This is a genomic window from Pseudomonas sp. MYb2 (assembly GCF_002979955.1).
In the GTDB taxonomy this organism is placed as follows: Bacteria; Pseudomonadota; Gammaproteobacteria; order Pseudomonadales; family Pseudomonadaceae; genus Aquipseudomonas.
Genome location: NZ_PCQC01000003.1, coordinates 130,646 through 156,292, shown reverse-complemented (window position 1 = coordinate 156,292; position 25,647 = coordinate 130,646). Strand labels below are relative to the sequence as shown.

The 25,647-nt window shown below is 58.7% G+C and carries 20 protein-coding genes; 13 read left to right on the top strand and 7 right to left on the bottom strand.

The genetic code is table 11. The features are described from left to right. Positions 1–278: 278 nt before the first annotated feature. Positions 279–3,020 (bottom strand): aconitate hydratase AcnA, encoded by a 2,742-nt coding sequence (gene acnA / locus CQ009_RS05895; RefSeq protein ID WP_105705173.1) that lies wholly within the window; start codon positions 3,018–3,020, stop codon positions 279–281. A 222-nt stretch (positions 3,021–3,242) separates the two neighbouring features. Between acnA and rlmM the strand changes: the two genes are divergently transcribed. Next, the gene (rlmM, locus tag CQ009_RS05890) at positions 3,243–4,316 is read left to right on the top strand and encodes a 23S rRNA (cytidine(2498)-2'-O)-methyltransferase RlmM (protein ID WP_064392841.1); all 1,074 of its coding nucleotides are present in this window, start codon (positions 3,243–3,245) and stop codon (positions 4,314–4,316) included. 166 nt (positions 4,317–4,482) lie between these two features. Then, positions 4,483–4,734 (top strand): sulfurtransferase TusA, encoded by a 252-nt coding sequence (gene tusA, locus CQ009_RS05885; RefSeq protein ID WP_007910424.1) that lies wholly within the window; start codon positions 4,483–4,485, stop codon positions 4,732–4,734. Positions 4,735–4,873: 139 nt separating this feature from the next. Here tusA and CQ009_RS05880 read toward each other — a convergent pair whose 3' ends face one another. Next, on the bottom strand, positions 4,874–6,283 hold the full coding sequence (locus tag CQ009_RS05880) for an MATE family efflux transporter (protein WP_064392840.1): 1,410 nt from the start codon (positions 6,281–6,283) through the stop codon (positions 4,874–4,876). 212 nt (positions 6,284–6,495) lie between these two features. On the opposite strand from CQ009_RS05880, the gene pdxB reads away from it, so the two are divergent. Then, entirely contained in the window at positions 6,496–7,638 is a 1,143-nt protein-coding gene (pdxB, locus tag CQ009_RS05875; RefSeq protein WP_105705172.1) for a 4-phosphoerythronate dehydrogenase PdxB, read from the top strand. A 160-nt stretch (positions 7,639–7,798) separates the two neighbouring features. Here pdxB and CQ009_RS05870 read toward each other — a convergent pair whose 3' ends face one another. Then, complete coding sequence (locus CQ009_RS05870; RefSeq protein ID WP_064117840.1) at positions 7,799–7,978, bottom strand: PA1571 family protein; 180 nt, start codon at positions 7,976–7,978, stop codon at positions 7,799–7,801. 255 nt (positions 7,979–8,233) lie between these two features. Here CQ009_RS05870 and CQ009_RS05865 point away from each other — a divergent pair, with 255 nt between their 5' ends. Next, the gene (locus CQ009_RS05865; protein WP_064392838.1) at positions 8,234–10,018 is read left to right on the top strand and encodes an ABC transporter transmembrane domain-containing protein; all 1,785 of its coding nucleotides are present in this window, start codon (positions 8,234–8,236) and stop codon (positions 10,016–10,018) included. Positions 10,019–10,171: 153 nt separating this feature from the next. On the opposite strand, the gene CQ009_RS05860 is transcribed toward CQ009_RS05865, so the two are convergent. Beyond that, positions 10,172–12,100 carry a transglycosylase SLT domain-containing protein gene (locus CQ009_RS05860; RefSeq protein ID WP_105705171.1) on the bottom strand — a complete coding sequence of 643 codons (1,929 nt, stop codon included), beginning with the start codon at positions 12,098–12,100 and terminating at the stop codon, positions 10,172–10,174. 214 nt (positions 12,101–12,314) lie between these two features. On the opposite strand from CQ009_RS05860, the gene CQ009_RS05855 reads away from it, so the two are divergent. Beyond that, the gene (locus tag CQ009_RS05855) at positions 12,315–14,237 is read left to right on the top strand and encodes an ATP-binding cassette domain-containing protein (RefSeq protein WP_105705170.1); all 1,923 of its coding nucleotides are present in this window, start codon (positions 12,315–12,317) and stop codon (positions 14,235–14,237) included. 174 nt (positions 14,238–14,411) lie between these two features. Here the strand turns inward: CQ009_RS05855 and CQ009_RS05845 are convergent, their stop codons facing one another. Beyond that, positions 14,412–14,849: a universal stress protein gene (locus CQ009_RS05845; protein ID WP_007910454.1), complete on the bottom strand. Its 438-nt coding sequence runs from the start codon at positions 14,847–14,849 to the stop codon at positions 14,412–14,414. A gap of 103 nt (positions 14,850–14,952) precedes the next feature. Between CQ009_RS05845 and CQ009_RS05840 the strand changes: the two genes are divergently transcribed. From CQ009_RS05840 to CQ009_RS05805, 7 genes are all read left to right on the top strand, one after another. Continuing rightward, positions 14,953–15,390, top strand: coding sequence for a hypothetical protein (locus CQ009_RS05840; RefSeq protein ID WP_064392835.1), 438 nt, complete (start codon positions 14,953–14,955; stop codon positions 15,388–15,390). A 518-nt stretch (positions 15,391–15,908) separates the two neighbouring features. Next, entirely contained in the window at positions 15,909–18,056 is a 2,148-nt protein-coding gene (gene fadB, locus CQ009_RS05830; protein WP_105705169.1) for a fatty acid oxidation complex subunit alpha FadB, read from the top strand. Between the two features lie 29 nt (positions 18,057–18,085). Further along, a complete protein-coding gene (gene fadA, locus CQ009_RS05825; RefSeq protein WP_007910465.1) occupies positions 18,086–19,261 on the top strand; it encodes an acetyl-CoA C-acyltransferase FadA in 1,176 nt (391 codons plus the stop codon). Positions 19,262–19,359: 98 nt separating this feature from the next. Beyond that, positions 19,360–19,596 (top strand): DUF1653 domain-containing protein, encoded by a 237-nt coding sequence (locus CQ009_RS05820; protein ID WP_064392833.1) that lies wholly within the window; start codon positions 19,360–19,362, stop codon positions 19,594–19,596. A gap of 114 nt (positions 19,597–19,710) precedes the next feature. Continuing rightward, a complete protein-coding gene (gene topA / locus CQ009_RS05815; protein ID WP_105705168.1) occupies positions 19,711–22,341 on the top strand; it encodes a type I DNA topoisomerase in 2,631 nt (876 codons plus the stop codon). Positions 22,342–22,484: 143 nt separating this feature from the next. Then, the gene (locus tag CQ009_RS05810) at positions 22,485–23,009 is read left to right on the top strand and encodes a DUF6586 family protein (protein ID WP_105705167.1); all 525 of its coding nucleotides are present in this window, start codon (positions 22,485–22,487) and stop codon (positions 23,007–23,009) included. Between the two features lie 106 nt (positions 23,010–23,115). Beyond that, on the top strand, positions 23,116–23,349 hold the full coding sequence (locus tag CQ009_RS05805) for a hypothetical protein (RefSeq protein WP_064392830.1): 234 nt from the start codon (positions 23,116–23,118) through the stop codon (positions 23,347–23,349). Between the two features lie 98 nt (positions 23,350–23,447). Here the strand turns inward: CQ009_RS05805 and sulA are convergent, their stop codons facing one another. Further along, positions 23,448–23,921 (bottom strand): SOS-induced cell division inhibitor SulA, encoded by a 474-nt coding sequence (sulA, locus tag CQ009_RS05800; RefSeq protein WP_064392829.1) that lies wholly within the window; start codon positions 23,919–23,921, stop codon positions 23,448–23,450. 10 nt (positions 23,922–23,931) lie between these two features. After that, positions 23,932–24,540: a transcriptional repressor LexA gene (gene lexA, locus CQ009_RS05795; RefSeq protein ID WP_064392828.1), complete on the bottom strand. Its 609-nt coding sequence runs from the start codon at positions 24,538–24,540 to the stop codon at positions 23,932–23,934. Between the two features lie 229 nt (positions 24,541–24,769). On the opposite strand from lexA, the gene CQ009_RS05790 reads away from it, so the two are divergent. Further along, positions 24,770–25,477, top strand: a complete 708-nt coding sequence (locus CQ009_RS05790; protein ID WP_016986747.1) for a TetR/AcrR family transcriptional regulator — start codon at positions 24,770–24,772, stop codon at positions 25,475–25,477. The last annotated feature ends 170 nt before the right edge of the window (positions 25,478–25,647 follow it).

Here is a 25,647-nt window from a genome sequence, read left to right as displayed (position 1 = left end):
TTGCCGATTGGATCCACTGCGTAACCTACACACATCAACTGAGACACAGGGAGTGTTTCAGGATCACGGATGATCGACCATATGCAAGGATCGCTGCCGACAGGGAGTCGATAATGGTCTTGGGAAAAACCCGCTTCGGCGGGTTTTTTTTCGCCCCCAGAAAAGCACAATCCCCCTGCAGGAACTGCCGCAGGCTGCGATCTTTTGATCTTGTTTTTTTAAACCAAGATCTGGATCAAAAGATCGCAGCCTGCGGCAGCTCCTACATGGGGCATGCGTTACGAGGCGATCAACTGGCGCAGGACGTAATGCAAAATCCCGCCTGACTTGAAGTACTCCACCTCATTCAACGTATCGATCCGGCACAGCACATCGATTTTCTCCTGGCCCCCGTCCTCACGGGTGATCACCAGCGGCAGATTCATCCGCGGTGTCAGCTCGACGCCGGTCAGGCCCTGGATCTCAAAGGTCTCCTTGCCCGTCAGGTTGAGACTCTTGCGGTTCTGATCGAGCTTGAACTGCAATGGCAGCACGCCCATGCCCACCAGGTTGGAGCGGTGGATTCGCTCGAAGCTTTCGGCGATCACCGCTTTCACCCCGAGTAGATTGGTGCCCTTGGCCGCCCAGTCACGACTGGAACCGGTGCCGTATTCTTGGCCGGCAATCACCACCAGTGGCGTGCCCGAGGCCTGATACTTCATCGCCGCATCGTAGATCGCCAGTTTCTCACCGGTAGGAATGTAGATCGTATTGCCACCTTCCTCGCCGCCGAGCATTTCATTGCGGATGCGGATGTTGGCGAAGGTGCCGCGCATCATCACTTCATGGTTGCCACGGCGTGAGCCGTAGGAGTTGAAGTCCCGCGGCTCGACACCTTTTTCACGCAGATAACGCCCGGCCGGGCTGTCGGCCTTGATGTTACCGGCAGGGGAGATGTGGTCGGTCGTCACCGAGTCGCCCAGCAGGGCCAATACCCGCGCACCTTTGACGTCCTTGATTGCCGGCAGCGGGCCGGAAATATCGTCAAAGAATGGCGGATGCTGAATGTAGGTCGAATCGTCCTGCCACACGTATGTCGCCGCTTGCGGCACCTCGATGGCCTGCCACTGTTCATCGCCGGCAAACACTTCGGCGTATTCCTTGTGGAACATTGCCGTGTTGACCTGACTGACCGCATCGGCGATCTCTTTGCTCGAGGGCCAGATATCGCGCAGATACACCGGATTGCCCTGCTTGTCCTCGCCCAGCGGTTCGCTGCTGATATCGCTGCGCACGCTGCCAGCCAAGGCATACGCGACTACCAGCGGTGGCGAGGCCAGCCAGTTGGTTTTCACCAACGGGTGGACGCGGCCCTCGAAGTTACGGTTGCCAGAGAGTACCGACGCGACGGTGAGATCGGCTTTCTGGATGGCCTTCTCGATTGGTTCGGGCAGCGGTCCCGAGTTGCCGATGCAAGTGGTGCAGCCATAGCCGACCAGTGAAAAACCGAGCTGGTCGAGGTATTGCGTCAATCCCGCAGCCATGTAGTAATCGGTAACCACTTTCGACCCCGGTGCCAGCGAACTCTTCACCCACGGCTTACGCGTCAGGCCTTTCTCAACGGCTTTTTTCGCCAGCAGGCCAGCAGCCATCATCACGCTCGGGTTGGAGGTGTTGGTGCATGAAGTGATCGCAGCAATGACCACCGCGCCGTTTTTCAGGCGATAGGTGTGGCCTTCGTATTCGTAATCGGTTTCACCGACCAGATCGGCGTTGCCCACTGCCACGCCGCCACCGCCCTCGCTTTCCAGGCGGCCTTCTTCCTTGCTGGTGGGTTTGAATTGCAGATCGATGAAATCGCTGAAGGCTTGCGGTACGTTCGGCAGCGAGACGCGATCCTGCGGACGTTTCGGCCCGGCCAGACTCGCTTCGACGCTGCCCATGTCCAGCGCCAGGCTGTCGGTGAATACCGGTTCCTGAGCGGGCAGACGCCACAGGCCTTGAGCCTTGGTGTACGCCTCGACCAGTTTCACCACTTCTGGCGGGCGCCCGGACAGACGCAGGTATTCCAGTGTCACGTCGTCGACCGGGAAGAAACCGCACGTCGCGCCGTATTCCGGGGCCATGTTGGCGATGGTTGCGCGGTCAGCCAGTGGCAGGTCGGCGAGGCCGTCACCGTAGAACTCGACAAATTTGCCCACCACACCTTTCTTGCGCAGCATCTGCGTGACGGTCAGTACCAGGTCGGTGGCGGTGATGCCTTCCTTGAGTTTGCCGGTGAGTTTGAAACCGATCACCTCGGGAATCAGCATCGACACCGGTTGCCCGAGCATCGCCGCTTCCGCCTCGATCCCGCCAACGCCCCAGCCGAGCACGCCGAGGCCGTTGATCATGGTGGTGTGGGAATCGGTGCCGACCAGCGTGTCGGGGAATGCGTAAGTACGGCCGTCTTCATCCTTGGTCCACACCGTGCGGCCGAGGTATTCAAGGTTGACCTGATGGCAGATGCCAGTTCCCGGCGGCACCACGCTGAAGTTGTCGAAAGCGCTCTGGCCCCAACGCAGGAACGCATAACGTTCGCCGTTGCGCTGCATTTCAATGTCGACGTTCTGCTCGAAAGCGCTCGGCGTGGCGAATTTGTCGACCATCACCGAGTGGTCGATCACCAGATCCACCGGTGACAGCGGGTTGATCCGTTGCGGATCGCCACCGGCCTTGGCCATCGCCGCGCGCATGGCGGCAAGGTCGACCACGGCGGGAACGCCGGTAAAGTCTTGCATCAATACCCGGGCCGGGCGGTATTGAATCTCGCGGTCGGAGCGGCGCTCCTTGAGCCACGCGGCAATCGCCTTGAGGTCAGCGCCGGTGACAGTTTTTTCATCTTCCCAGCGCAGCAGGTTTTCCAGCAGGACTTTCAGCGACATTGGCAGCTTGTCGAGATCGCCCAGGCTTTTGGCGGCGTCCGGCAAACTGAAGTAATGGTAGGTCTTGTCGTCGATTTGCAGTGTTTTAAGGGTCTTCAGACTATCGAGGGACGGCATTACGATCACTCCTTTGAATCCGCACGGCTACGGATTGAGGGGACGGGCAGAGCTATCAACGTAGCCCTGTTTTCATTAGCTGGCTAATAACTGGACTCTATGGGCAAGTCCAAGGTTCCGACATCGGCTATCATGCGCCGGTTTTCGTGACAGGCTTTGCTGCAACGCAAGGTCTGGACATCGCGCAGGGGCCGAATGATCGCCCGCTGCCCAGGAGTAAGAATGAACACCCTATTCATGCATTGCCGGCCAGGCTTCGAAGGCGAAGTCTGTTCGGAGATTTCCGACCTCGCCGCCCAACTCAACGTGGCTGGCTACGCCAAAGCCAAAGCGGCCACCGCGTGCGCCGAGTTTGTCTGCACCGAAGAAGACGGCGCCGAGCGCCTGATGCGCGGTCAGCGTTTTGCCGAACTGATCTTCCCGCGCCAATGGGCGCGCGGCGTCTTCATCGATCTGCCGGAAACCGACCGCATCAGCGTGATCCTCGCGCACATGGCCGAGTTCCCGGTGTGCGGCAGCCTGTGGCTGGAGGTCGTCGACACCAATGACGGCAAGGAACTGTCGAACTTCTGCAAGAAATTCGAAGGCCCGCTGCGCAAGGCACTGACCGCCGCCGGCAAACTGGTGGAGGACGCGAACAAGCCGCGTCTGCTGCTGACCTTCAAGAGCGGTCGCGAAGTGTTTCTGGGTATGGCCGATGCCGGCAACTCAGCGATGTGGCCGATGGGCATTCCGCGCCTGAAGTTCCCCCGTGAAGCGCCGAGCCGTTCGACGCTGAAGCTGGAAGAAGCGTGGCACCACTTCATCCCGCGTGATCAGTGGGAAGATCGCCTGCACAGCGACATGACCGGCGTCGACCTTGGCGCCGCACCGGGCGGCTGGACCTGGCAACTGGTCAACCGCGGCATGCTGGTGACCGCCATCGACAACGGCCCGATGGCTGAAAGCCTGATGGACACCGGTCTGGTGCAGCATTTGATGGCCGACGGTTTCACCTTCAAGCCCAAGCAACCGGTGGACTGGATGGTCTGCGACATCGTCGAGAAGCCGGCGCGCAACGCGGCGATGCTCGAAGAGTGGATCGGCGAGGGCCATTGCCGCGAGGCGGTGGTCAATCTGAAGTTGCCGATGAAGCAGCGGTATGCCGAAGTGAAGCGTTTGCTTGAGCGCATCGCCGATGGCTTCAAAGCGCGCGGGATCAAGGTCGATATCGGCTGCAAGCAGCTGTATCACGACCGCGAGGAAGTGACCTGCCACTTGCGCCGTCACGACATCAAAAAAACTAAATCCCGCTAAAACACCGCAATACCCTGTGTAGGAGCTGCCGAAGGCTGCGATCTCTTGATCTTAAAAAGCAAAGATCGCAGCCTTCGGCAGCTCCTGCACAGGGTGTGGATTAAAGCTATAGATGACCGAACACCCGGCAGTGCGCGACAATGCCGGCCAGTTTCAGGAGTGAATCATGAGTGAAATGATCGATACCCCGGTCGACGGCACCCTCGACGCCACCGGCCTTAATTGCCCGGAACCGGTGATGATGCTGCACCAACACATCCGTGATCTGGTACCCGGCGGCCTGCTCAAGGTGATCGCCACCGACCCGTCGACCAAACGCGACATCCCCAAGTTTTGCGTGTTTCTCGACCATGAGTTGGTGAGCCAGCACGAAGAGGCTGGTACTTACCTGTACTGGATTCGCAAGAAACACGCCTGAGCCCCCAAGGCGAACGCAAAACCAAATGTGGGAGCGAGCCTGCTCGCGAAAGCGGTATCTCAGTCACTATTGATGGCGACTGATACACCGCATTCGCGAGCAGGCTCGCTCCCACATTTTTTTGTCTTGTGTAAGGAATTTAACCCGCCGAACGACTGATCCGGATACGCTTGCGCGCGCTGCGCGTCAGACGGATCGACAGCATCAACGCCGCACAGCTCAGGCCAACGATCAGACCCTGCCACAAACCGCTCGGGCCGCGTGGTTCACCGAGCCAATCGGTCAGACCGAGGGCGTAGCCCACTGGCAAACCAATGCCCCAATAGGCGAACAGGGTCAGGATCATCGTCACCCGCGTGTCCTGATAACCGCGCAGCGCGCCGGCAGCGGTGACCTGGATCGCGTCGGAAAACTGGAACAGCGCCGAATACACGATCAGCATCGCCGCGATGTGAATCACCGTCGGGTCAGCGGTGTAGATCGCCGCAATCGGTTCGCGCAGCAACAGCATCATGCTCGCCGACAGGCAGGCGTAGGCCAGCGCGGTGCCCATACCGACGCCAGCGGCAAAGCGTGCCTCGCGTGGTTCTTCGCGGCCCAGCGCCTGACCGACGCGCACGGTAACGGCCATGCCCAGCGAATACGGAATCATGAACACCAGTGAGCTGACGTTCAGCGCAATCTGATGCCCGGCGACCACGGTGGCACCGAGGCTGCCGATCAACAGCGCAATCACCGCGAAAATGCTCGACTCGGCAAACACCGCGATACCGATCGGCAGACCAATTGCCAGCAGTCGTTTGATCACCGCCCATTGTGGCCAGTCGAAACGGCTGAAAATTTCGCTGGAACGGTAGGCCGGCGCCCAGCGCTCATACCCGGCCAGCCCCAATGCCATCACCCACATCACAATCGCCGTGGCCCAGCCGCAACCAACACCGCCCATCGCTGGGACGCCGAAGTGGCCATAAATGAAGATGTAGTTCAGCGGAATGTTCAGTGCCAGGCCGCACAGACCCAACACCATGGCCGGGCGGGTACGGCCAATGCCGTCACTGGTGCAGCGCAGGACATGATAGAACGCCACGGCCGGCAGACCGCTGGCGATGCCGTGCAGGTATTGCATGCACGGGCCGATCAGCTCCGGGTCGACCTTCATCAAGTGCAACACCGGCTCGGCGGCCACCAGCATCGCCGTCGCGATCAGCCCGACCACCAGCGCCAGCCACAGCGCCTGACGCACGAGCGGGCCGATTTCGCTGTGGCTGCCAGCGCCAAAACGCTGGGCGACTTTCGGCGTGGTTGCCAGCAACGTTCCGGTCATCAGCAGAAACACCGGCACCCAGATCGAGTTGCCCAACGCCACCGCCGCCAGATCTTTTGGCCCGACACGGCCTGCCATCACTGCATCGACGAAGCCCATGGCCGTGGTCGCCAGTTGCGCGATGATGATCGGCAGCGCCAAGGCGAGCAGGTTCTTGAACTCCAGGCGAATCCGCGCTGGGCGGGTGAGGGAGGTGGCGACAGGTTGGTCAGTTACGGAATTCACAGGCAAAGCGTCCACAGAGGTTGATGCGCAAGGCGCCGCATTCTACGCCGCTGACGCCTTGGTCAGGAAAAATCCTCTGTTGCGCATTTGTAACCTCTAGGAGCTGCCGCAGGCTGCGATCTTTTGACGTTGTTTTTTTAGATCAACAGCAAAAGATCGCAGCCTGCGGCAGCTCCTGCCGTTAAACTGGTTATCCGCCCAAGGAGCCCGCCATGCTGATTGTTGCCGACGAAAATATCCCGCTGCTCGACGCTTTTTTTGCCGGTTTCGGCGAGATTCGCCGCGTGCCTGGCCGCTCGATTGACCGTGCCTCGGTCGAACAGGCGGATGTGTTGCTGGTGCGTTCGGTAACCAACGTCAATCGTGCGCTGCTTGAGGGCAGCAAGGTGCGTTTTGTCGGCACCTGCACCATTGGCACCGATCACCTGGATCTGGATTACTTCAACGAGGCGGGCATCGTCTGGTCGAGCGCACCCGGTTGCAACGCCCGCGGCGTGGTCGATTACGTGCTGGGCAGTTTGATGACGCTGGCTGAAATCGAAGGCGTCGATCTGACGCGACGCACCTACGGCGTTGTCGGCGCCGGTGAAGTGGGCGGTCGACTGATCCAGGTCTTGAAGGGCCTGGGCTGGAATGTGAAAGTCTGCGATCCGCCGCGTCAGGCTGCCGAGGGCGGTGATTACGTCAGCCTTGAAGAGGTGATCGAACAGTGCGATGTGATCAGTCTGCACACACCGCTGACCCGTAGCGGTGATGGCGCGACCTGGCATCTGTTTGATCAGCAACGTTTACAGCAACTCAAACCGGGCGCCTGGCTGATCAACGCGGCCCGTGGTCCGGTGGTCGATAACGCTGCGCTGCGCAATGTCCTGCTGGAGCGTGAAGACCTGCAAGCGGTGCTCGATGTCTGGGAAGCCGAACCTGAAGTCGACGTCGCGCTGGCAGAGCTCTGCGTATTGGCCACACCGCACATCGCCGGTTACAGCCTCGATGGCAAACAGCGCGGCACGGCGCAGATCTATCAGGCGTACTGTGAATTTATCGGTCAGCCCGCGAGCATCCAGCTCAGTGACCTGCTACCGGCACCGTGGTTGTCGGAAGTTTCCCTGCACGCCGAGAGCGATCCGGCCTGGGCGCTTGCGATGTTGTGCCGTGGCGTGTACGACCCGCGCCGCGATGATGCGGATTTTCGCCGCAGCCTTGTAGGTAATGTCGGCGAGCAGCGTGCGGCGTTTGATGTGTTGCGCAAGCAGTATCCGGTGCGGCGCGAGATTGAAGGGCTGAAGGTGCGGATTGAGGGGCATTCGCCGGCGTTGGCGAAGATCGTGGCGGCGCTGGGGGCGGTGGCCGTCTAGAAACCGGGTCGGCCCTTTCGCGAGCAGGCTCGCTCCCACAGGAGATCTTCAGAGGTCCATGTGGGAGCGAGCCTGCTCGCGAAGGCCGCGCCACAAATACCTGATCTGCAGACAGAAAAAACCCGGCCAAAGGGGCCGGGTCAGGAAGACGGTGGCTATATCACTCTTGTTCGGCAGGCTTGACCAATCGCTTCTCCAGTTCGCGGCAGGCGTCCTGGATCATGTCTTCAGTGATCGGTACTTCGCGCCCATCCTTATCGATAATCGAGCAACCCAGAGTCTGGCCGGGTTTGGTGCGGATCACTTCAATCTTGTCATCGCTGCTGTGTTGCAAGGACATGGCCTGTCTCCTCATCAGGTTGTACGCCTAAGTTAAAACCGCCACGTGACCGGGCTGTGACAACTCCCTGCGGTCTGTCGATGGTGGCAACTCCACTCCAACAGAAATGACCGCTCGTCTCAACCCGGCCATTAGACCAATAGCAACTATGGCCTAGTCTTTGGGGGCATATTTAACCTGACTCATTGTGATTTACAGAGTTCCGCCCCAAGAAGGTTTAGGCTAGCCCTTTCATCAACACGGATGTGTACCTGAATGACCCCGAAGCTTTCTTCCAGGCACCGGCGCGCCCTGCGTCTGACCAGCCGATTTCTGGCCCCTTACCGCTGGCAGGTCATCGGTGCGCTGCTGGCGTTGATCGTCACTGCTGCCGTCACGTTGTCGATGGGGCAGGGGATCAAATTGTTGGTCGACCGCGGCTTCATGACCCAGTCGCCGCATCAGCTCAACCAGAGTATCGGCATCTTCATGTTGATGGTGCTGGGCCTGGCGGTCGGCACGTTCGCGCGGTTTTACTGGGTGTCGTGGATCGGCGAGCGTTGCGTGGCCGATATTCGCCGCGAGGTGTTCAACCATCTGGTTTATCTGCACCCCGGCTTCTATGAGAACAACCGCAGTTCGGAGATCCAGTCGCGGCTGACCGCCGATACAACGCTGCTGCAGTCGGTGATCGGCTCATCGCTGTCGATGTTCCTGCGCAACCTGCTGATGGTTATCGGCGGTGTCATTCTGTTGTTCGTGACCAACGCGAAACTCACCAGCATCGTGGTGATTGCCTTACCGTTCGTGGTTGCGCCGATCCTGATTTTCGGCCGACGCGTGCGCAATCTGTCGCGTTTGAGCCAGGACCGGGTCGCCGATATCGGCAGCTATGTGTCGGAAACCCTTGGCCAGATCAAAACCGTGCAGGCCTACAACCACCAGGTCCAGGATGAGCGCCGTTTTGCGACAACGGTCGAGGACGCTTTCGACACGGCGCGCAAACGCATCTTCCAGCGCTCGTGGATGATCACCATGGTGATCGTGCTGGTGCTCGGCGCGGTGGCGGTGATGTTGTGGGTCGGCGGCATGGACGTGATCGCCGGACGCATCACCGGTGGCGAACTGGCGGCGTTTGTCTTTTACAGCCTGATTGTCGGCAGTGCCATTGGCACCTTGAGCGAGGTGATTGGCGAACTGCAGCGAGCAGCAGGGGCCGCTGAGCGCATCGCGGAACTGCTCGGTTCGGAAAACATCATCCAGCCACCCACCACCGGGCTGGTGACCTTGCCGCAGCGCGTGCGAGGCGAACTGCAATTGCAGGACGTGCGCTTTTCCTACCCCTCGCGTCCTGAAAGCTACGCGGTCAATGGCTTGAATCTGACCATTCGGGCTGGTGAGACACTGGCACTGGTCGGGCCGTCTGGCGCCGGTAAGTCCACGGTATATGACTTGCTGTTGCGTTTTTACGACCCGCTGGAGGGGCAGATCCTCATTGATGGTGTGCCGTTGACCCGTCTTGATCCGCTGGATTTGCGCCGCCATTTCGCTTTGGTGTCACAGTCGCCGGCGCTGTTTTTCGGCAGCGTTGAAGAGAATATTCGTTACGGTAACCCCGGGGCGACGCTGGCGCAGGTCAAGGAAGCCGCAAAGATTGCTCACGCCCACGATTTTATCGAAAACATGCCCAACGGTTACCAGACCCATCTCGGCGATGGTGGTCTCGGTCTTTCCGGTGGTCAGCGTCAGCGTCTGGCGATTGCCCGGGCGTTGCTGGTCGACGCACCGATCCTGCTGCTGGACGAAGCCACCAGCGCCCTTGATGCACAGAGCGAACACCTGATTCAGGAAGCGCTGCCGAGTCTGATGCAGAATCGCACTACCCTGGTGATCGCGCATCGACTGGCCACGGTGAAAAACGCTGACCGGATTGCGGTGATGGATCAGGGCAAACTTGTGGCCATTGGTACTCATCAGGAGTTGATTGCCAGCAATCCGCTGTATGCACGGTTGGCGGCGTTGCAGTTTAATGATGGAAAAGTCACGGCTGATCAACTCTGATGGGTATTGCTTGCATCGGGGGATGATCGGTCTATAGGCACCTGTAGGAGCTGCCGCAGGCTGCGATCTTTTGATCTAAAAATGCCCGCATGAAAATGCGGGCATTTTTATAAGCAGGATCAAAAGATCGCAGCCTGCGGCAGCTCCTACAGGTCATTGATCATCGAAGTAGCGTTCGTGCCAATCCACCAGCGGCTGTGGCGAGTTGAGTTTCTGGCCGTAGATCACCGAGTACGACAGTACGTTCTGCACGTACTGGCGGGTTTCGTCGAACGGGATACTTTCCACCCAGACGTCGAAACTCAGGTGATCGGCGCCACGCAGCCATTGGCGTACGCGACCGGGGCCTGCGTTGTAGGCAGCGGAGGCGAGGACGCGGTTGCCGTTGAACTGGCTGTGCACCTGGCTCAGGTAAGCGGCGCCGAGCTGGATGTTTTTGTCCGGATCGAGCACTTGCTGCGGCGAGGCCAGCGGGATGCTGAACTTGCGCGCGGTTTCCTTGGCGGTGCCGGGCATCAGCTGCATCAGGCCGCTGGCGCCGACGCCGGAGCGCGCGTCGTCCATGAAGGCGCTTTCCTGGCGGGTGATGGCAAACACCCAGCTCGAGTGCAGGCCGCGTACCTTGGCTTCACGCACGAGGGTGTCGCGGTGGGCCATCGGGAAACGAATATCCAGATCGTCCCAGTACTGTGCCTGACTGATGGTGCGGATCGCCGGGAAGTACCATTTCAGGTCATAAGCGAGTTTTGCCTGGGCAACCATCTCATCGCGGTTGAAATGGCGGCTGACGTGATACCACTCGCGGCGACCGTCGACGATCTGCCCGCGAGCATGGAATTCCAGCGCACGGCGGACGCCCGGGGTGTTGCGCACCTTGTTGATCAGCGCCTGGCTGAGCATCAATGGCTTGTTGTTCAGCGAGTACGGCGATTGCGAGCGGTCAGCGGCGAGGAAACCGTAGAAATCACGCTCGCGCGCGAGGTTTTTGTACAGGGTTTGCGCCTCGGGGTTCTGTGGCTGCGCCAGTTCCAGACTGCGCGCCTGCCAGTACCGCCAGCGGTTGGTGGTAGCGAGGTCTTGCGGCAGACGCTTGGTCAGTTGATAGGCGTCGTCCCAGCGAGCCAGACGCAACAGCAGGCGCAGGCGCCATTCGGAAACCGTGTTGTCACGCAGCTCGGGGTCATACTTGGTCATCACGTCCAGCGCGCGACTGTCGAAACGCCGGGCCAGGGTCAGGCCGATTTCCCGAGCGATCGCGACTTTCTCATCGCGGGAGAAATGCATGCTGCTGGCGTATCCGTCCAGCATTGCCATGGCCTTGTCCGGATCCTGACGGGCGAGGCGGCGCAGGCCGAGGCTGACCACGTCGGACATCGGTTCGTCGGCCGGGGTAAATCGCGATGGCTGATTGAGCAGCTCCGGTTTTTGCGCCACATCAACCAACAAGCGACCGCGCGGGGCGAGGGTGGTCAGACCGTTGACCAGGCTGTTTGCCAGCGGATAGTTGCGCGCCTGAGCAGCGAGCTTGGTGCGCTCCCAGCGCTTCTGTTCAGTCAGTTGGCCATCAGCGGCCCAAATGCCGAACAACGCGTCACACGCGGCGGGTTGCGATTTACCGGTCAGCCAGAGCTTTTCGGCATTGGCATAACCTTCGGCTTTCTTGTCGTGGGTGATCTGGTACTGCGCGTTGAGGCAGTCCAGTTCGGTGAAGTTGAGTTTCGGATCGTAGTATCTGACGAAGGTTGCCCAGTCGCCACGGTCGGCGAGCCAGCGCAACCAGCGCAACTTCATCCAGTTGGCCTGGGGCAGGTCACCGTGCTCGGCGAGGAATTTTTCGATCTCCGCGTTGCTTGCGGTTTTCAGGCGCGCGGTCAGTTCGTCGTAGGCCAGGTACGGTTCCAGGGGATAATCGGCCAGCGCCTGACTGTAACGGAAATACGGGCCAGTATCGCCTTTGGCCAGCGCACGCTTGGCTTCATCGTAATACTGGCGTTGAGTGGACAGGTCCACCGCCTGGGCGGATTGAACGGCAGCGGCGGTAAGTAGCAAACAGGACAAAACACTGAAAAGGCGACTGCGCATGAGACATCCGGGCAGAGAAATCATGACAAGTGCCGACACGAATCAGCACTGAATTATCTGTAGCTTAGCCTTTTGCCAGCAAGCGGCGAAAGCTTTGCCGGCCTCGCAGCACAAGTTCGCAACAATTGTTGTGCAGAGTGCTTCGACAGACAAATTGCCGGCCTGCTGAAGCCCTAACTCAGGTAGAATGCGCGCCCGGTTTTTGGAGAAGCTCATGACCCTGCTCAAATTCAGCGATGTGTCCCTTGCGTTCGGCGCTATGCCGTTGTTGGACAAGGTGTCCTGGCAGATCGCCCGTGGTGAGCGGGTGTGCATCATCGGCCGCAACGGCACTGGCAAGTCCAGCATGATGAAACTGGTCAAGGGCGACCAGAAGCCCGATGACGGCTCGGTGTGGCGTGCCCCCGGTCTGAAAATCGGCGAATTGCCGCAAGAATTGCCAGTGGCCGACGATCGGACGGTGTTCGACGTGGTCGCTGAAGGCCTTGATGGCGTGGGCGCGTTGCTCGCCGAGTACCATCACCTCGCGCAGAACTGCGTCACTGAAGAAGACCTGAACAAGCTGATGCACGTTCAGCAAGATCTCGAGGCCCGTGATGGCTGGCGTTTGCAGACTCTGGTCGAAAGCACCTTGAGCCGCTTGCAACTGCCGGCCGACAAGACCCTCGCCCAGTTGTCCGGCGGCTGGCGTCGGCGCGTGCTGCTGGCGCAGGCGCTGGTGTCCGAACCGGATCTGCTGCTGCTCGACGAACCGACCAACCACCTGGACATCGGTGCGATTGCCTGGCTCGAAGAAGCACTGAAAGATTTCCAGGGCGCCGTGCTGTTCATCACGCACGACCGTTCCTTCCTGCAAAACCTCGCGACGCGCATTCTCGAACTGGATCGCGGCGGCCTGATCGACTGGAACGGCGACTACGCCAGCTTCCTCGTGCACAAAGAAGCCGCGCTGGCCGCTGAAGAAACCGCCAACGCGCTGTTCGACAAGAAACTGGCCCAGGAAGAAGTCTGGATCCGCCAAGGCATCAAGGCCCGTCGCACCCGTAACGAAGGTCGCGTCCGCGCCCTGAAAGCGTTGCGCGTCGAGCGCAGCGAGCGTCGTGAGCGCACTGGCAAGGCCAACATTCAGCTGGACACTGCCGACAAGTCGGGCAAGCAGGTGATGGTGCTCGAGAACGTGAGTTTCGCTCACCCGGGCGGCCCGTTCCTGATCAAGGATTTCTCGATGGTACTGACGCGCGGCGACCGGATTGGTCTGCTCGGCGCCAACGGTACCGGCAAGACCACCCTGCTGAAACTGATGCTCAGCGGTCTGCAACCGACCAGCGGCAAAGTGGAGGAGGGCACACGGATCGACGTGGCGTATTTCGACCAGTTGCGTCATCAGCTGGATCTGGAAAAAACCGTGATCGACAACGTCGCCGAAGGTCGCGACTTCATCGATATCGACGGTCAGAGCCGCCACGTTCTCAGCTACCTCGGTGACTTCCTGTTCAGTCCGCAGCGTGCCCGCACGCCGGTCAAGGCGCTGTCGGGTGGCGAGCGTGCACGTCTGTTGCTGGCCAAACTGTTCAGCAAACCGGCGAACCTGCTGGTGCTCGACGAACCGACCAACGACCTCGACGTGGAAACGCTGGAACTGCTCGAAGAAGTGCTGCTGACCTTCAACGGTACCGTGCTGATGGTCAGCCACGACCGGGCATTCCTCGACAACGTGGTGACCAGCACGCTGGTCTTCGAAGGCGAAGGCAAGGTGCGTGAGTACGTCGGTGGTTATCAGGACTGGATCCGTCAGGGCGGCTCGCCGCGTCTGCTGGGCGTGACTGAAAGCAAGTCGGGCAAGGCTGATCTGAATTCGGCGGTGGTCACTGCCGAGCCAGCAGACGTTGCAGCGCCTGCCGCCGCAGCCCCGGCCGCAAAGAAGAAGTTGAGCTACAAGCTGCAACGCGAGCTGGAAGCGTTGCCGGGCGATATCGACGCCAAGGAACAGCAGATCGCTGCCGTGGAAGCTGAAATGGCTGACGCAGGTTTCTATCAGCGTCCTGCAGCTGAAACGGCCAAAGTAATTGCTTCGCTGGAGCAGTTACAGGTTGAACTGGATGCGTTGGTGGAGCGTTGGGCCGAGCTGGATGCCTGATTGATCCTGATGTGAAAAAGCCCGGCGTTCAGTGATGAACGCCGGGCTTTTCATATGTAAACGCAGCTCCCTTGTAGGAGTGAGCCTGCTCGCGATAGCGGTTTGGCATTCAACGGATTCGTCGACTGTCAGAACGCTATCGCGAGCAGGCTCACTCCTACATGGAACGGTGTTTCAACGTTTGACCAGGTGTACTGCCAATACATCGCATGGCGCGCCGTGCAGCACGTCGTTGGCGGTCGAGCCGAGCAGCAAGGCCAGGCCGTGACGACCATGACTGCCGACCACGATCAGATCGCACGCTTGTTCCTTGGCGAAATGATGGATTTCCTGGCGTGGCTGGCCATAAGTCAGGTGGCAGTTGGCGCCTTCGAGTTCGGAGTACTTGAGCTTCAGACGCTCCAGGCGCTCCTTGGCCTGATCAAACTGCTGTTGTTGCAGTTGTGACAGATCCATCGGCACGTCGCCGCCGAACGCCATGGCCATCGGTTCGACAATATGCACCAGCGACAGCTTGGCGCCATTGCTCACGGAAAGCTCGCGGGCGCGGTGGATCACAGGGTCGCACTCTTCGGTCAGATCTACAGCGACCAGGATGTGGTGGTAGGGCATGAGGTGCTCCTCGTGAGGTTTCAATATTGTTAAGTATGGCTGGTTTCAAGCGCATTGGTTCCAAAGTGACACAATGCGCTCACCGAGAATTGGGAATAGAGATATGACGGTCTGGTTAGTGGTGTCAATCCTGCTGGTGGTTTTAAGTCCGCTGGCGTGGTTGCGTCCATCGCGCGCGCAAAGCGGTCGAATCGCCCTGCGTATGGAGGCGCGGCGCATCGGCCTGGCCATGCAGCTGGCGCCTCAGGAATGGCCGCACTGGCTGGCGCAAGAGCCACCGAATCCTTGTGCGCAGTATCATCGGCCACGTCGGAGCAAGCAGCCTGTCTGCTGGACTTACTGGCAGAAATCGCCGGGTGTATGGGTCAATCAGTGGCAGGAAGTCTGCGAGGATCAAACGCTGCTCAATCATTTCGAAAAGTTGCCGGGCAATGTTTTCAAAGTCGAGGCGGACAAGCAGATGATCGCTCTGTATTGGGGCGAGAAGGGCGAAGCCACGGTTTTGCAGGATATCGACGCCACTCTGAAAGCGCTGGCATGACGCGCGGACTTTTCGCACTGCAACGGTGTGAAACGTCCGGCAGACGCGCAATAAAAAGCCCGACATGATTCATCGGGCGGGGTTGGCCAGGCAGGCCGGAAACTCTTTTCATGTTGACTCGGTCAGCGACATCTCCGTGTAGTCACTCCAGCGTAGCCCTTTAAACAATAGCTGCGGCGAATTAGGGCGACTTTTCTAACTATTGATTCTATGAATGACTTTACATGCAGATGCGTGTTGCGGGTCTTCGTCTTACAGAAATGACCGCAAAGTCGCTTTTCAACCCGTATTTTGGGCGATTGACAATTGTCGGAAATTCCGTGAAGGTGACGTACCCAAATCAAACGGGCGTATGAATTGAGCGTTTGTCTTACAGACTGCTCCTACAGAATCCCGACTATCGCGTTGGCGGGTGTGCCGGGTGGATTGGCGTTAGCATCGACGAAAAAGCGTCCTGCCGAGCCATTCGCCTGCGTCCGACGTGTACTGTTCAGCTTCCATATCGTGGAGATCAGTTGATGATTTACGAAGGTAAAGCCATCACGGTTAAAGCTCTTGAAAGTGGCATCGTCGAATTGAAATTCGACCTCAAGGGTGAGTCCGTCAACAAGTTCAACCGTCTAACCCTGAACGAACTGCGTCAGGCCGTAGACACCATCAAGGCAGATGCTTCGATCAAGGGCGTGATCGTCAGCAGTGGCAAGGACGTGTTCATCGTCGGCGCCGACATCACCGAATTTGTCGAGAACTTCAAGCTGCCGGATGCCGAGCTGGTTGCTGGCAATCTCGAAGCCAACAAGATCTTCAGCGATTTCGAAGACCTCAATGTTCCGACTGTAGCGGCCATCAATGGCATCGCTTTGGGCGGCGGTCTGGAAATGTGCCTGGCGGCTGACTATCGCGTCATGTCGACCAAAGCCAAGATCGGTCTGCCGGAAGTCAAACTGGGCATCTACCCAGGCTTCGGCGGTACGGTGCGCCTGCCGCGTCTGATCGGTGTCGACAACGCCATCGAATGGATTGCCGCCGGCAAGGAAAACCGCCCTGAAGACGCTCTGAAAGTCAGCGCCGTCGACGCCGTGGTTGCTCCAGAGAAACTGCAGGAAGCTGCCCTCGAACTGATCAAGCGCGCCATCTCCGGCGAGTTTGACTTCAAGGCCAAGCGTCAGCCAAAACTTGAAAAACTCAAGCTGAACGCCATTGAACAAATGATGGCTTTCGAAACCGCCAAAGGTTTCGTGGCAGGGCAAGCTGGCCCGAACTACCCGGCACCGGTTGAAGCGATCAAGACCATCCAGAAAGCCGCGAACTTCGGTCGTGACAAGGCGCTGGAAGTCGAAGCCGCCGGTTTCGTCAAACTGGCCAAGACCTCTGCCGCGCAGAGCTTGATCGGTCTGTTCCTGAACGATCAGGAGCTGAAGAAAAAGGCCAAGGCTTATGACGAAATCGCCAAAGACGTGAAGCAGGCCGCTGTACTCGGCGCCGGCATCATGGGTGGCGGTATCGCTTATCAGTCGGCCTCCAAAGGCACGCCGATCCTGATGAAGGACATCAACGAGCACGGTATCGAGCAGGGGCTGGCCGAAGCCGCCAAACTGCTGGTTGGCCGCGTTGATAAAGGCCGCATGACCGCGGCGAAAATGGCTGAAGTGCTCAACGCCATTCGTCCGACCCTGTCCTACGGCGACTTCGGTCACGTCGATCTGGTGGTCGAAGCTGTGGTCGAGAACCCGAAGGTCAAGCAGGCTGTACTGGCTGAAGTCGAAGGTCAGGTCAAAGAGGACACCATCCTCGCGTCCAACACCTCGACAATTTCTATCAGTTTGCTGGCCAAGGCCCTCAAGCGTCCGGAAAACTTCGTCGGTATGCACTTCTTCAACCCGGTGCACATGATGCCGCTGGTTGAAGTGATCCGTGGCGAGAAGTCGAGTGAGCTGGCGGTTGCCACCACCGTGGCCTACGCCAAGAAAATGGGCAAGAACCCGATCGTCGTCAACGACTGCCCGGGCTTCCTGGTCAACCGCGTCCTGTTCCCGTACTTCGGCGGTTTCGCCAAGCTGGTCAGCGCCGGTGTCGACTTCGTCCGTATCGACAAGGTCATGGAAAAATTCGGCTGGCCGATGGGCCCGGCATACCTGATGGACGTGGTCGGTATCGACACCGGTCACCATGGTCGTGACGTAATGGCTGAAGGCTTCCCGGATCGCATGAAGGATGACCGTCGTTCGGCCATCGACGTACTGTACGAAGCCAAGCGCCTGGGTCAGAAGAACGGCAAGGGCTTCTACGCCTACGAGGCCGACAAGAAAGGCAAGCAGAAGAAAGTTGCCGATCCGTCGGTACTGGAAGTGCTCAAGCCGATCGTTTACGAGCAGCGCGAAGTCACTGACGAAGACATCATCAACTGGATGATGATCCCGCTGTGCCTGGAAACCGTGCGTTGCCTGGAAGACGGCATTGTTGAAACTGCCGCCGAAGCCGACATGGGTCTGGTCTACGGTATCGGTTTCCCTCCATTCCGTGGCGGTGCGCTGCGCTACATCGACTCGATCGGTGTTGCCGAGTTCGTTGCCCTGGCTGACCAGTACGCTGATTTGGGCGCGCTGTACCACCCGACCGCGAAGCTGCGTGAAATGGCTAAAAACGGCCAGAGCTTCTTCGGTTAAGCGCCCCCAACTAGAGTGAGAGTGAACTTATGAGCTTGAATCCTAGAGACGTCGTGATTGTCGACTTCGGTCGTACTCCGATGGGCCGCTCCAAGGGCGGCATGCACCGCAACACCCGCGCCGAAGACATGTCTGCGCACCTGATCAGCAAATTGCTGGAACGCAACGCCAAGGTCGATCCTGCTGAAGTCGAGGACGTGATCTGGGGCTGCGTCAACCAGACCCTGGAGCAGGGCTGGAACATCGCGCGCATGGCGTCGCTGATGACCCAGATCCCGCACACCTCGGCCGGTCAGACCGTCAGCCGTCTGTGTGGCTCGTCGATGAGTGCTTTGCACACTGCTGCGCAAGCGATCATGACCGGCAACGGTGACGTGTTCGTGGTTGGCGGCGTCGAGCATATGGGTCACGTGAGCATGATGCACGGTGTCGATCCGAACCCGCACATGTCGCTGTACGCGGCAAAAGCCTCGGGCATGATGGGCCTGACCGCTGAAATGCTCGGCAAAATGCACGGCATCACTCGCGAGCAGCAAGATGCTTTCGGCGTGCGTTCCCACCAGTTGGCCCACAAGGCTACTGTGGAAGGCAAGTTCAAAGACGAAATCATCCCGATGCAGGGCTACGACGAGAACGGTTTCCTGAAACTGTTCGACTACGACGAAACCATTCGTCCGGAAACCACCCTGGAAAGTCTGGCGGCCCTCAAGCCTGCCTTCAATCCAAAGGGCGGCACCGTGACTGCCGGTACTTCGTCGCAGATCACCGATGGTGCTTCGTGCATGATCGTGATGTCGGCGCAACGTGCACAGGATCTGGGTATCCAGCCAATGGCGGTTATCCGTTCGATGGCAGTGGCGGGTGTGGATCCGGCAATCATGGGCTATGGTCCAGTTCCGGCGACACAAAAAGCGCTGAAACGCGCGGGCCTTGGCATCAACGATATCGACTTCTTCGAGCTCAACGAAGCTTTCGCCGCACAGGCCCTGCCAGTGCTGAAAGATCTGAAAGTGCTCGACAAGATGAACGAGAAGGTTAACCTGCACGGCGGCGCGATCGCCCTGGGTCACCCGTTCGGTTGCTCCGGTGCCCGTATTTCCGGCACCTTGCTGAACGTGATGAAGCAGAATAGCGGCACCTTCGGGGTGGCCACTATGTGCATTGGTCTTGGCCAAGGCATCTCCACCGTCTTCGAACGCGTCTAAGCGTCTCGTTGATGGAAGCCGGGGCCAAGTGCCCCGGTTTTTGTTTTTGTGGATTTATTTTGTTTTTATTTTGAAAAAATTTGAGTGAGCGCCATCACATGCCGATACAACCTGGGCTCTACCAACATTACAAAGGTCCGCAGTACCGCGTATTCAGTGTGGCGCGGCATTCAGAGACCGAAGAAGAAGTGGTGTTTTACCAAGCCCTGTATGGGGAATACGGCTTTTGGGTGCGCCCTCTGAGCATGTTCCTCGAGTCAGTCGAGGTTGACGGCGAGCAGGTGCCACGCTTTGCTTTGGTGCAAGCCGAGCCAAGCCTTTTTTCCAAGGCATAAGGCGAGTGCGCACAGAACCCTGTGCTTGACCTCACCTTGTATCAACTATATATAGCGGTGCCGCGTCAGGCGCCAACCGCCTTTCACTTCTAGAATTCAGGAATTTTCTGATCCATGGGCAAATCGCTGGTCATTGTGGAATCCCCGGCTAAGGCCAAGACCATCAACAAGTATCTGGGTAACCAATACGTGGTGAAGTCGAGTATCGGCCATATCCGAGACCTGCCCACCAGCGGTTCGGCTAGCGCCAGCAAAGAGCCAGCCGCCAAGCGCGGCAAGGCTGCTGCGGGCGAAGGTCCGGTGCTCTCGCCGAAAGAGAAAGCGCGCAAGCAACTGGTCTCGCGTATGGGTGTCGATCCCGATCATGGCTGGAAAGCCAAGTACGAGATCCTCCCGGGCAAAGAGAAGGTCATCGAAGAGCTGCGCCGGCTCGCCAAAGATGCTGACACCATCTATCTCGCAACCGACTTGGATCGCGAGGGGGAAGCCATTGCCTGGCACCTGCGCGAAGCCATCGGTGGTGACGACAGCCGTTACAAGCGCGTGGTGTTCAACGAGATCACCAAGAAGGCGATTCAGGAAGCGTTCTCCAAGCCGGGCGAGCTGGACATTGATCGTGTCAACGCTCAACAGGCACGTCGTTTCCTTGACCGCGTTGTCGGTTACATGGTCTCGCCGCTGCTTTGGGCGAAGATTGCCCGTGGCCTGTCCGCCGGTCGCGTGCAATCGGTAGCCGTAAAGCTGGTCGTTGAGCGTGAGCGCGAAATTCGTGCGTTCAACCCGGAAGAGTACTGGGAAGTGCATGCCGATCTCGGCACCGCCAAAGGCTCGACCGTGCGTTTCGAAGTGGCTCGCGAAAAAGGCGAAGCCTTCAAGCCGCTCAACGAAGCCCAGGCCACGTCCGCGCTGGAGAAGCTCAAGGCTTCCAGCTACAGCATCGTCAAACGCGAAGACAAGCCGACCAGCAGCAAGCCTTCGGCTCCATTCATCACCTCGACTCTGCAACAGGCTGCAAGTAACCGCCTGGGCTTCGGTGTGAAGAAAACCATGATGATGGCCCAGCGTCTGTACGAAGCCGGCTACATCACCTATATGCGTACCGACTCGACCAACCTCTCGGCCGATGCCGTGACGATGGCGCGTGCCTATATCGAAGACGAGTTCGGCAAGAAGTACCTGCCGGAAACGCCGAACGTCTACAGCAGCAAGGAAGGCGCACAAGAGGCTCACGAAGCGATTCGTCCTTCTGACGCCAACACTATTCCAAGTAAGCTGGCGGGCATGGAGCGTGACGCTGAACGGCTCTACGAGCTGATCTGGCGCCAGTTCCTCGCTTGCCAGATGCTGCCGGCGCAATACCTGTCCACCACTGTCAGCGTCGGTGCTGGCGATTTCGAGCTGCGCGCCAAAGGCCGTATCCTCAAGTTCGACGGTTACACCCGCGTCATGCCGCAGATTGCCAAGCCGGGCGATGACGACGTTCTGCCTGATATGGCGCAGGGCGACGTGATGAAGCTGATCAAGCTCGATCCGTCCCAGCACTTCACCAAACCGCCGGCCCGTTACTCGGAAGCCAGTCTGGTGAAAGAAATGGAAAAACGCGGTATTGGTCGTCCTTCGACTTATGCAGCGATCATTTCGACCATTCAGGATCGCGGCTACGTGACCCTGCATAACCGCCGTTTCTATTCGGAAAAGATGGGCGATATCGTTACCGAGCGTCTCTCTGAAAGCTTCTCGAACCTGATGGACTACGGCTTCACCGCCGGCATGGAAGAGAATCTCGATGATGTGGCGCAGGGCGAGCGCGACTGGAAAAGCGTGCTGGACGAGTTCTACGGCGACTTCAAAAAGAAACTCGAAGTCGCGGAGAATCCGGACAACGGCATGCGTGCCAACCAGCCGGTGATGACTGACATTCCGTGCACCACCTGTGGTCGTCCGATGCAGATTCGTACCGCATCGACCGGCGTGTTCCTTGGTTGCTCGGGTTACAGTCTGCCACCGAAAGAGCGCTGCAAGGCCACCGTCAACCTGGTGCCGGGCGATGAAATCGCTGCGGACGACGAAGGTGAATCGGAATCTTTGGTACTGCGTGGCAAGCATCGTTGCCCGATCTGTAGCACGGCGATGGACGCTTACCTGCTCGACGAGAAGCGCAAGCTGCACATCTGCGGTAACAACCCGGATTGCGCGGGCTACGAAATCGAAGAGGGCAGCTATCGCATCAAGGGCTATGAAGGTCCGAGTCTGGAGTGCGACAAGTGCGGCAGTGAGATGCAACTCAAGACCGGTCGTTTCGGCAAGTTTTTCGGTTGCACCAATCCGACCTGCAAGAACACTCGCAAGCTGCTGAAGAGTGGTGACGCAGCGCCGCCGAAGATGGATCCGGTGAAGATGCCCGAGCTGAAATGCGAGAAGGTCAATGACACCTACATCCTGCGCGACGGAGCCTCTGGTTTGTTCCTCGCGGCCAGTCAGTTCCCGAAAAACCGCGAGACACGTGCTCCGTTGGTGATCGAGATTCTGCCGCACAAGGACGAGATTGATCCGAAGTATCACTTCCTGTGCGAAGCACCGCAGAAGGATCCGGATGGTCTGCCAGCGGTCATCCGCTACAGCCGCAAGACCAAGGAGCAATACGTGCAGACCGAAGTCGATGGCAAACCTACCGGTTGGAAGGCTTATTACGACGGCGGCAAGTGGACGGTTGAAGACAAGCGTACGAAGGCCAAAGCTGAGTAAGCATTAGCCTGATACTGAAAGGCCGCATGAACACCCTCGGGTTTTCATGCGGCCTTTTTGTTTTGTGCTTGCGGTGGGATCGACTGATCCATGACACTGTGCGGCCTGTGTGAAGCAATTATTTCGTAGTGGAGACTGCCTTCATGGCCCACGAACTCTATACCCGTACCAACCAGAAGATCTATTTTGCCGGCCTGTCGCTGGAAGCTTTGGCTCGCGCAGAAGAGGGGCGGGCGATGAATTCTCTGGCGCTGATTCAGGCCGGGCGCGAATCCGCGTTGTTTCACCTCTACGGCGCCTTGTTGGGTCTTTGCCATGAAATTGCCGGTTTCTACCGCCTGCCACAAGCCAATGCGCCACGCGCAGAGTTGCTGCTGACGCGCGAAGTGCTGGAGTCGATCGCAATCCCGGAGCTGGCGGAAATGATCGAGTTGGCAGGCAACTCGGAAACGTGGCTGGCAAAACTGCTGGCGGCGCATTCGGCGATGTTTCAACCGCCTCGCGTGCCCCATAAGCCAAAAGGCGATGTAACTCAGCCATTGATTCAGGCCGTTAACCTTGACGAAGAAGAGGCGTCTGAAGAGTTGAGCCGAGAGGAGTTGGAAAGCTGGCGGCAAAACCTTAAAGGCTTGGCTCTCCGGTTTCGCGAAGGCTTGAACGAGTGCTGATGGGGATTGACTCGGTGGCAATCTGAAACATGCTGCTGGTCAAGATCCCGAGCGAAGCCTGAATGATGTCTATATAATCCCTGCCTTTCGTGGAGAACAGACCTATATGCCAACGTCCTTTCTAGAAATTGTCGAGTTACCAGACGGCCGAATCGAACTGCGCAGGGCTGAGGACGAAGGTTCTCTGGTGACTCTGGATTTCTCCGAGGATGCCAAAACCTTCCTGCAGGGCCAGCACGTGGAAATCGCGAAGGCGATGTTGAGCGTCGGCGTGCAGATGGCAGGTCGAATGATTGAAGGGGAATTTGATAAGGACGAGGGGCCGCGGGTTCTTCATTGATCCCTGCCTGTTTTCAGTTTTTTGTCATTGTCGCTTCAGATCGGCTTCTCTGTCCCTGGAGAAGCCCTGCGCTTCACTCAGCGCTTTTTACCAGCTAATCAACCCAAGCGAATATTCAGGCTTTGAGCGTCGCCCGTACGTGCAGCGTTGATCAGTTGTTGGCGTGAACTGCTGTTCAACGGGTTGAGCCAGGTTACCACTGTGTGGCTGCGGCCCAGGCGCAACGCTTCGCATGCCAGTTGCTGTGCGCTCTGAGTGCCTCGCGGTTGCAGCAGTAGAATACGCTCACGATTCAGGCCGGCATCCCGCAACCAGGTTTGCGTGAGACTCGCCGGTGGCGCAATCAGCGTCAGCCAGCGTGCGTCCTGATCTTCGCTCAACTCGCGGAGGATCGGGGCAAGCAGGTTCAGGCAGTTTCCGGCCGCACCGCGCAGTGACAGCTCACTGAATACTTCAGGTTCGGCATTCCACGGACGTTCGACCACTTCTTTCAGGGTCGGCGCCATCGGTTGCGCCAGAAACGCTTCGAATAAAGGCAGTTGTGTTTGCTGAGGTGTGTGTGGGAACTGCATAAAGCCTCCTTTAGCGGCGGATGACGCCGACACTCAAGCCTTCGATCACCAGTTCCTGATCTTTCAGGTCGACTTCGATAGGGGCGAACTCGGGGTTTTCGGCAATCAGCCAGACCTTGCTGCCTTCACGCTTGAAGCGTTTGACGGTCACTTCATCGCCGATGCGTGCAACGACGACCTGGCCGTTGCGTACTTCGCGGGTGGTGTGCACCGCCAGCAAATCGCCGTCGAAAATGCCTATGTCCTTCATGCTCATACCGTGAACGCGCAGCAGATAGTCGGCGCGCGGATGAAAGAAGGCTGGATTGATGTTGCAGGATTCTTCGATGTGCTGTTGGGCGAGGATGGGCGCACCGGCGGCGACACGGCCAATGATCGGCAGAGTGGAGTCGTCAGCCTTGGCTTCGAAGCCCGGAATACGAATGCCCCGCGAGGCGCCTGGGGTCATCTCGATCGCACCTTTGCGGGCCAGGGCCTTGAGGTGTTCTTCAGCAGCATTGGGCGATTTGAAACCCAGTTCCTGAGCGATTTCCGCACGGGTTGGCGGGTAGCCATTGTCTTCGAGGCAACGTTTGATAAAGGCCAGAATCTCGGCTTGGCGTGGCGTCAGCTTTAGCATATTGATCGCTCTGTCTTTTTATACAGTGACTGGGATTATATACAGTGAAGCGGTCTTGGCAATGCCCGTTTTTTTGCAGGCCGCCGGACGGTCGGCAGCCTTGCTTACTAATGCGCGCGTCTTGTGTGGTTAAATAGCTGACCGACCATTCCCAAAACGAACCGGCAGGCTTGACAAGGCACAGGCTGAAACGTATGTTTCAAACAAGTGTTTGTCAGGCGGAGTAGCCATGGCCCAGTCGGAAACCGTTGAACGCATTCTTGATGCTGCCGAGCAGTTGTTCGCGGAGAAAGGTTTCGCTGAAACCTCATTGCGTTTGATCACCAGCAAGGCTGGCGTCAACCTGGCAGCGGTTAACTATCACTTCGGCTCGAAGAAGGCGCTGATTCAGGCGGTTTTTTCGCGCTTCCTCGGGCCGTTCTGTATCAGCCTCGATAAAGAGCTGGAGCGTCGTCAGGCCAAGCCTGAAAACAAGCCGACGCTTGAAGAACTGTTGGAGATCCTCGTCGAGCAAGCCCTTGTGGTTCAGCCGCGCAGCGGCAATGACCTGTCGATCTTCATGCGTTTGCTCGGTCTCGCGTTCAGCCAGAGCCAAGGCCACTTGCGCCGTTATCTGGAAGACATGTACGGCAAGGTATTCCGTCGCTACATGTTGCTCGTCAACGAAGCTGCGCCGCGCATCCCGCCGATCGAGCTGTTCTGGCGCGTGCACTTCATGCTCGGCGCCGCGGCATTCAGCATGTCCGGCATCAAGGCGCTGCGTGCGATTGCCGAGACCGATTTCGGCGTCAATACCTCCATCGAACAAGTCATGCGCCTGATGGTGCCGTTCCTCGCCGCTGGCATGCGCGCTGAAACCGGCGTCACCGATACGGCGATGGCCACTGCGCAACTGCGTCCGCGCAGCAAATCAACGCCGGTCGCCGCCAAGGTTTAACCGCGCACGGGTGGGCGCGGCTGCTTGTATCCGCTAAGCTAGCCGCCCATGCCGACTCTCGTTCTGAACCCGATCTTCACAGATATCGCCGACCTGCCGGGCAATGCCCCCGGGGGCGATTTCGTGCGGATCGGGTTTTTCGTTTTCAAGGAATCTCTATGACTGCTGGC